6 protein-coding genes are annotated in these 7,856 nt (G+C 67.0%); 3 read left to right on the top strand and 3 right to left on the bottom strand.

The features are described from left to right. On the bottom strand, window positions 1-545 hold a 545-nt coding region (locus QMX83_RS18585), incomplete at its 3' end, for a tRNA guanosine(34) transglycosylase Tgt (RefSeq protein ID WP_282298121.1). A gap of 49 nt (window positions 546-594) precedes the next feature. Next, window positions 595-1,656, bottom strand: coding sequence for a tRNA preQ1(34) S-adenosylmethionine ribosyltransferase-isomerase QueA (gene queA / locus QMX83_RS18580; protein WP_282298120.1), 1,062 nt, complete (start codon window positions 1,654-1,656; stop codon window positions 595-597). Window positions 1,657-1,860: 204 nt separating this feature from the next. On the opposite strand from queA, the gene QMX83_RS18575 reads away from it, so the two are divergent. Together QMX83_RS18575 and QMX83_RS18570 are read left to right on the top strand one after the other, a co-directional pair. Further along, window positions 1,861-3,357: an aminotransferase class III-fold pyridoxal phosphate-dependent enzyme gene (locus QMX83_RS18575; protein ID WP_282298119.1), complete on the top strand. Its 1,497-nt coding sequence runs from the start codon at window positions 1,861-1,863 to the stop codon at window positions 3,355-3,357. 135 nt (window positions 3,358-3,492) lie between these two features. After that, a complete protein-coding gene (locus QMX83_RS18570; RefSeq protein ID WP_282298118.1) occupies window positions 3,493-4,086 on the top strand; it encodes a TIGR00730 family Rossman fold protein in 594 nt (197 codons plus the stop codon). Here the strand turns inward: QMX83_RS18570 and QMX83_RS18565 are convergent, their stop codons facing one another. Beyond that, a complete protein-coding gene (locus QMX83_RS18565; protein WP_282298117.1) occupies window positions 4,087-6,963 on the bottom strand; it encodes an EAL domain-containing protein in 2,877 nt (958 codons plus the stop codon). It lies immediately after the preceding gene. A 207-nt stretch (window positions 6,964-7,170) separates the two neighbouring features. Between QMX83_RS18565 and QMX83_RS18560 the strand changes: the two genes are divergently transcribed. Further along, window positions 7,171-7,725, top strand: coding sequence for an RNA polymerase sigma factor (locus tag QMX83_RS18560; RefSeq protein WP_282298122.1), 555 nt, complete (start codon window positions 7,171-7,173; stop codon window positions 7,723-7,725). Window positions 7,726-7,856: the final 131 nt, after the last annotated feature.

Genomic DNA, 7,856 nt, shown 5'->3' with positions numbered 1-7,856 from the left:
TCGGTGCCCCGTTGATGGGGGGGGGTGGGGCTGCGCGGGGCCCAGCGCAGGCTCAGTTCCATCGAGGTGCGGGCAACCTGCTCGGTGGCCGGATACGGGGTGCACTCGTCGAAAATCATCACGATGTCCGAATCGAGCACCTTCTGGATCTTCATGCTCTCTTCCGGCCCCAGGAACACCTTGGCTCCATCGGTCGGCGAGGCAAAGGTGACGCCCTGTTCGGTGATCTTGCGCCGGTGGGCCAGCGAGAACACCTGGAAACCGCCGGAATCGGTCAGGATCGGGCCGTTCCAGCGGGCAAAGCCGTGCAGCCCGCCATGGTCGGCAATCACGTCCAGGCCCGGACGCAGGTACAGGTGGAAGGTGTTGCCGAGGATGATTTCCGCCCCCAGCGCCCGGATCTGCTCCGGCAGCACGCCCTTGACCGAGCCGTAGGTACCCACCGGCATGAACGCCGGGGTTTCCACCGTTCCACGCGGGAAGGTCAGGCGGCCGCGACGGGCACGGCCGTCGGTGGTCTGGAGCTGGAACTGGAGTCGGGACATCGGGACGAATACAGGGCAAATAGTCGTCGATTATCGCCCAGAAAGCGGCTTATTTGGGAAACAGCAGCATGGCGTCGCCGTAGCTGAAGAACCGGTACTTCTCCGCAATCGCCGCCTGGTACGCCTCGAACACCCTCTCCTGCCCGGCGAACGCCGAAATCATCATCAGCAGGGTGCTTTCCGGCAGATGGAAGTTGGTGATCATCGCGTCCACGCTGCCGATCCGGTAGCCGGGGGTGATGAAGATCTGGGTTTCGCCGGCGTACGGCAGCAGTTCGCCGTCACGCATGGCGCTTTCCAGCGCGCGCACCACGGTGGTGCCCACGCCGATCACGCGACCGCCGGCGGCGCGGGTCTGGCGGACCTGCTGAACCAGCTCGGCTCCCACGTTCAGCCACTCCCGGTGCATGACGTGGTCTTTCAGGTCGTCCACCCGCACCGGCTGGAACGTGCCCGCGCCCACGTGCAGGGTCACGTGGCCGGTGTTCACGCCACGCGCCTTCAGCTCCGCCAGCAGCGCCTCATCGAAATGCAGCCCGGCGGTGGGGGCCGCGACCGCACCCACTTCGCGGGCGAACACGGTCTGGTAGCGCTCGCGGTCGTCCATGCCGGGCTCGCGCTGGATGTACGGCGGCAGCGGCAGCCGACCGGCATGCAGCAGCCACTGCTCCAGGCTTTCCGGCACGTGGAACTGCAGCACATAGAACTCGCCGTCGCGGCCAAGCACTTCGGCCTCGCCGCCCGCATCCAGGGCGATACGGCTGCCCGCCTTCGGCGACTTGCTGGCCCCGACCTGGGCCCGCGCCTGCTGCCCGCCCAGCAACCGCTCGATCAGTATCTCGACCCGTCCGCCACTGGCCTTCTGCCCGAACAGGCGCGCCGGAATTACCCGGGTGTCGTTGAACACCAGCAGGTCGCCCGCCTGCAGCAGCTCCGGCAGGTCACGGATCTGGCGGTGCTCGAACGCGGCGGGAGCCGGCGGCACCAGCATCAGGCGGCTGGCTGAGCGCTCGGCCAGCGGGGCCTGCGCAATCAGTTCGGGCGGAAGGTCGTAGTGGAAATCAGACTTCTTCAAGGCGGCGTGCAGCAACAGGTCGGGAATGTCGCGCATTGTACGACTGGCCCCCGGTGGCAATGCAGATGGCGGCCAACGTCGCGCAAAATGCTGCTATGCAACAGTTTTCAGCGGGGTTATCGCGCGAAAACGCGCGTGCTAGCATCGAGCCGGAAGTCCGATGCACGAGCCCCGAAGCGCGCGCCTGGTCGCGCGTTTTGCGTTTTTCGCCGTGCCGCCATTCGTTTCAGGAGATCTGCAATGAGCTTCATCGACCGCCTCGCCCCACTCCGCGCCCAGCCCGGCACCCGCCTGACCGCCGGCCTGGATGACGCCACTCTGGAGCGCCTGGCCACCGCCCATCCTGAGCTGCTGGCCGCGGTGGACGCGGCAGCCGCCGAGTTCGCGCGTGTCAGCGAGGACATCAGCGACCTGCTGGCACTGGACGAACGCGACCAGATCGCGGCCATGCAGGACGGCTTCGTCAATTTCTATGCCGATGACGCGGTGACGCCCTATGTGGCGCTGGCCGCGCGCGGTGCCTGGGTGGTGACCCTGAAAGGCGCGGTGCTGTACGACGCCGGCGGCTACGGCATGCTGGGGTTCGGACACACCCCGCCGGCGGTACTGGAGGCGCTGGCTGCACCCCAGGTGATGGCCAACGTCATGACCCCGCACCTGTCCCAGCGCCGGTTCATCCAGGCCCTGCAGCGGGAGATCGGCCATACCCGCGGCGGCTCCCCGTACGCGCGCTTCATGTGCCTGAACTCCGGCTCGGAGGCGGTCGGTCTGGCCGCGCGCATCGCCGACGTCAACGCCAAGCTGCAGACCGACCCGGGGGCCCGCCATGCCGGTGCCAAGATCAAACGGGTCGTGGTCAAGGGCAGCTTCCACGGGCGTACTGACCGCCCTGCCCTGTACTCCGATTCCAGCCGCCGCAGCTATGTGCAGCACCTCGCCAGCTACCGCGGCGAGGACAGCGTGATCACCGTCGCGCCCTACGACGAGGCCGCACTGAAGCAGGTGTTCGCCGACGCCGCCGAGCAGCGCTGGTTCATCGAGGCGGTGTTCCTGGAGCCGGTGATGGGCGAAGGCGACCCGGGCCGTTCGGTGCCGCCGGCGTTCTATGCATTGGCGCGCGAGCTGACCCGCCAGCACGGCAGCCTGCTGCTGATCGACTCCATCCAGGCCGGCCTGCGTGCGCACGGCGTGCTGTCGCTGGTGGACTACCCCGGCTTCGAGGGGCTGGACGCGCCGGACATGGAAACCTATTCCAAGGCGCTCAATGCCGCGCAGTTCCCGCTCTCCGTGCTTGCGGTGACCGAGCATGCCGCGCAGCTGTACCGCAAGGGCATCTACGGCAACACCATGACCTCCAATCCGCGCGCCCTGGACGTGGCCTGCGCCACCCTCGGCCTGCTCACCCCGCAGGTGCGGCAGAACATCCGCGAACGCGGGGTCGAGGCGGTACGCAAGCTGGAACAGCTGAAGTCCGAACTGGGTGGCCTGATCACCAAGGTCCAGGGCACCGGCCTGCTGTTCTCGTGCGAGCTGGCACCGCAGTTCAAATGCTACGGGGCCAATTCCACCGAGGAATGGCTGCGCAACCATGGCATCAACGTCATTCATGGCGGTGAAAACTCGCTGCGCTTCACCCCGCATTTCGGCATGGGCAGCGACGAGCTGGACCTGCTGGTGCAGCTGGTGGGCCGCGCCCTGAAAGAAGGGCCGCGCCGGGAAGCTTCGCAGGCGGCGTAAGCCGGTCACGTTCAGCCGGGCGGAGCCCGGCTGTACATCATGCGATAATGGCTGTCTGCATCACGGAAACACCCCGCCCTTCACGGCGGGGCTTTTTCGTTTCCGTCGCAGCAATTTTGAACACAGGAAGATCCAATGAAGTCGATTTGCGTTTACTGTGGCTCCAACGCCGGTAGCAAGCCCATCTACACCGAGCGCGCGATCGCGCTGGGCGACCGCATCGCCCGTGACGGCCTGCGCCTGGTCTATGGCGGCGGCAATGTCGGGCTGATGGGCACGGTGGCCAATGCCGTGCTGGCTGGCGGTGGTGAAGTGACCGGGGTGATCCCGCAGCAGCTGGCGGACTGGGAAGTGGCCCACCGCGGCCTGACCGAGCTGGAAATCGTCGGCTCCATGCACGAGCGCAAGTCGCGCATGTTCGACCTGGCTGACGCCTTCGTGGCCCTGCCCGGCGGCTTCGGCACCATGGAAGAGATCTTCGAGATGCTCACCTGGCGCCAGCTCGGCATCGGCAACAAGCCGTGCGCGTTCCTGGACGTGGATGGGTTCTATGCGCCGCTGATCGGCATGATCGATCGCATGGTCGAAGAGCGTTTCCTGCACCCGGACCAGCGCGCTGACCTCTGGTACGGCTCGGACATCGACGCCATGCTGGACTGGATGCGCGCCTACCAGCCGGCACAGGCGTCGAAGTGGATCGACGAGAAGCGCCGTACCGCCTTGCGTTGATCAACCGGTAACGAAAGCGTCCATCGGGGCGGGGCGACCGAGCAGGTAGCCCTGCCCATAGTCGCAGCCCAGCTGCAGCAGGGTCTGCCGCTGGGCGGCGTTCTCGATCCCCTCGCCCACCGTTTCAATGCCGAGCGTACGCGCCAGCGACAGCACGCCCTGTACCAGCGCATAGGTGCTCTGCATGTCGCGACCGTGCAGACCGGCAATGAAGCTCTGGTCGATTTTCAGGGTGGAGATCGGGAAGCGATGCAGGTAGGACAGCGCCGAGAAGCCGGTGCCGAAGTCGTCCAGCTGCACCAGCACGCCACGCTCGCGCAGGGTCTGCAGTACACGCAGCGTGCGCGGACCGTCATCGAGCAACGCCACTTCGGTGATCTCCAGCCGGAGCCGGCGCGGGTCTGCCCCGGCCGCTTCGATCAAGCCGAACAGGCGCTGGCTGAAATCCGGCGAGCGGAAATGCCGAGGCGAGACATTGACCGACAGGTAGCCCTCGCCGCCCTGTGCCAGCTGGCTGATCACATCTTCGTACAGCAGCCAGTCCACCTGTTCGATCAGGCCACTTTCCTCGCCCAGGTCCAGGAACGCGCTGGGCAGCAGCAGGCCGCGCCGCTCGTGCTGCCAGCGTAGCAGCGCCTCATAACCCATCACCTGGCCGTCGCTCAGCCGCACGATCGGCTGGTAGTACGGCACGAAGTCGCGGTTGTTGATCGCCCGGCGCAGGTCGGCCTCCAGGTCCAGACTGCGCAGCGCCTCCTCGCGCATGGCTTCGTCGAACACCGCAAAGCGGTCCTTCCCTTGCGCCTTGGCCCGATACATCGCGGCGTCAGCATCGCGGACCAGCTCCTCGGCATTGCGATAGCGCGGGCCCCACAGGGCGATGCCCAGGCTGCCGGACGGGAACAGCTCGCGCCCCTGCACCCACATCGACTCTTCCAGTGCCGCCAGCATGCGCTGGGAAAACTCCCGCGCCGAATCCAGCCCGTCCGGGCACTGCAGCAGGATGGCGAACTCGTCGCCGCCCAACCGTGCAACGACGTCGGCCGTGCCCACCATGGACACAATGCGGCGGGCGACCTCGACCAGCATCTGGTCGCCGGCCGCGTGCCCGATGCTGTCGTTGACCAGCTTGAAGCGGTCAAGGTCCAGGAACAGCACGGCGAACGCAGGGCCGCCCGGCAACTGGGCCAGGTTGATCGCATCTTCGAGCCGGTCCAGCAGGTGTACGCGGTTGGGCAGCCCGGTCAGTGCGTCGTGCAGCGCCTGGTGGGTCAGCCGCTGCTCGGCACGCAGGCGCTCGCCGATCTGCCCCAGCAGCTGTTCGTTGACCTCGGCCAGTTCCCGGGTGCGCTCTTCCACGCGCTTTTCCAGCTCGGCGTGTGCGAGCCGCAGTTGCTCCTGGTTGCGCTGCCGCGCCAGGCCATTGCCGATGTTCTGTGCAACGAAACTCAGCAGGCGCTGGTCGTGCGCGGTAAAGCTGATCTCCGGCGAATAGCTCTGCACCACGATCACGCCCACGACCTCGTCGTCGCTGAGCAGCGGCACGCCCAGCCAACAATGCGAGCGCGCACCGAACTCGTGCACGCGCCCGGCCGCGCGCAGGGAATCGATGTGTTCCCGCGATGCCAGCAGTGGCTGGCGGTTGCGCACGATGTACTCGGTCAAGCCGTGGCTGAAGGGACGCGACGGCCGCGCCGGATTGTACTCATCCACCGAGTAGACGAAGTCCAGTCCGTCCCCCCCCTCATTGACCAGCGCGATGTAGAAATTGCGCGCATCCAGCAGGGTGCCCACCACCCCGTGGACCTGCACGTAATACTGATGCAGGCTTTCGGCACTCATTGCCATTTCAGCGATGTTGAACAACGCCAGCTGCAGTTTTTCAGCGCGACGGCGCTCGATCACTTCGTCCTGCAGGCTGTGGTTGGCGCGCTGCAGTTCCAGCGTGCGCCGTTCCACCTGGCGCTCCAACTGCACCTGCGCCTGTCGCCGGTCCATGGCGGTCAGAATGTGCTGGGCCACATATCCCAGCAAGGTGCGATCCGCCTCGTTGTAGCGCACGCCATGTTCATAGCTCTGCACCACGATCGCGCCGCAGACGCGGCTGTCGCGCAGCATCGGCACGCCCAGCCAGTCCAGGCTTTCCGGTCCGCGCCGCGGATCGACCTCGTCGCTGAGCGACGCCAGCAGCTCATTGGACGGCCCACTCAGCGGCTTGCCATGGCGCAGCAGCGCGAAGGTCAGGCTGCGCGGCATTTCATGTTCTTCGTAGCTGCGATCCGGATCGGCCACGAAGGTGTCGCGCTGGTCGGCGAAATACAGGAAACGAATGCGCCGGTTGATGTCGTCGTACTCGACGATGTAGCAGTTCTGGGCATACATCAGCGAGTTCAGCACGCGGTGGAAATGCCGCAGCATCTCGGTCATTTCCAGATCGGCACCGGCCAGGTCGGCAATCTCGTACAGCGCCTGCTGCAGCCGCTTGGAGTTGTCCAGCGACAGAATCTGTTCGCGCTGGCGCGCCATCACCAGCGCATCCTGCAGACCTGCGCGAGCCAGGGTCCACCAGGCCTCCTGCGGGACCGTGCCGTCGGCCAGGCAGGCGTGGATGGCCAATGCGCCGCCCTGGTGATGCCAGCGGCGCAGACTGCCGTCGGCAGGCAGCGCGGCCCCGAACAGCGCCCCCGGGAGATCAGCCGGCCCGGTGCTGCCGCCGCCCGCCGCCACGCCGCCCTCACCCAGGCCACCGTCGGACCAGCCCAGCGCCAGCATGCTGCCCTCCGGCAGCAGTGCACACAGCGCGTGCGCCAGCGCGGTGGACACCACCGCGCCACGCTCAGGATGTCCTGCGGACGTCACAATCTGGCTGGACAGCATGTTGATCTCTTTCTGACACCGGAGTCCCGATGCCTCCCCTCCCCCGAGCATAGCGCGACTGCCGGGGGGCAATGGAAGCCCGTCAACCCCAAAACACCCTTCCATACGTTGTTCGGTGTGTCTTCGCCGTGATACCGCCCGATGTCCGCCGTCCTTTCCCCGCCTGCCGGCTATGCGCGCGCCCATTCAGCGCTTACCCTGTGTGCCGTGGATGCCGCTGCCCTGCCCACCGATGAATCCCTGATGCAGGCCTGGGCCGCCGGCGACCTGCGCGCGTTCGAAGCCCTCTACAGCCGCCATCGCAGCCGTCTGTACAGCTTCCTGCTGCGCCAACTGCGCGATGCCGCGCTGGCCGACGAGCTGTTCCAGGACGTGTGGCAGCGGGTGATTGCCGCCCGCGCCGGCTGGCAGCCGGAAGCCGCCTTCACCACCTGGCTGTTCCGCATTGCCCATAATCGGCTGAATGATCATTGGCGCGCTGCCCGGCACCGACCCGCCGCACCTGGGGATGCCGAGGAGCGCATCAACGCGATGAGCGACCGCCACACCCCGGAGACCCAGCTGTCCGAGTTTGAACAGCGTCGGCGACTGCAGCTGGCGATGGAGCAGCTGCCGGACGACCAGCGCATGGTGGTGCAGTTGCGCCTGGAGCAGGAACTGAGCCTGGAGGAAATCGCGCAGATCACCGGCGTGGGCCGGGAAACCGTCAAGTCGCGGCTGCGCTACGCGATGGACAAGCTGCGCGGGGAGCTGAACCCATGAACCACCCCGAACCGCTGACGCCGGAAGAACGCGAACTGGCCCGCCTGCTGGGCCGGCCCGCCGCGACCGCACCGCCGCCGCGCGTGGACGACGCCGTGCTGGCCGCGGCTCGCGCCGCCGCAGGCACCGCC

Origin of the sequence: Stenotrophomonas sp. PS02289 (assembly GCF_029960115.1) — a bacterium.
Classification (GTDB): Bacteria; Pseudomonadota; Gammaproteobacteria; order Xanthomonadales; family Xanthomonadaceae; genus Stenotrophomonas.
Note: the sequence above shows the minus strand (reverse complement) of the source record. Positions and strands in the feature narration are given on the sequence as shown.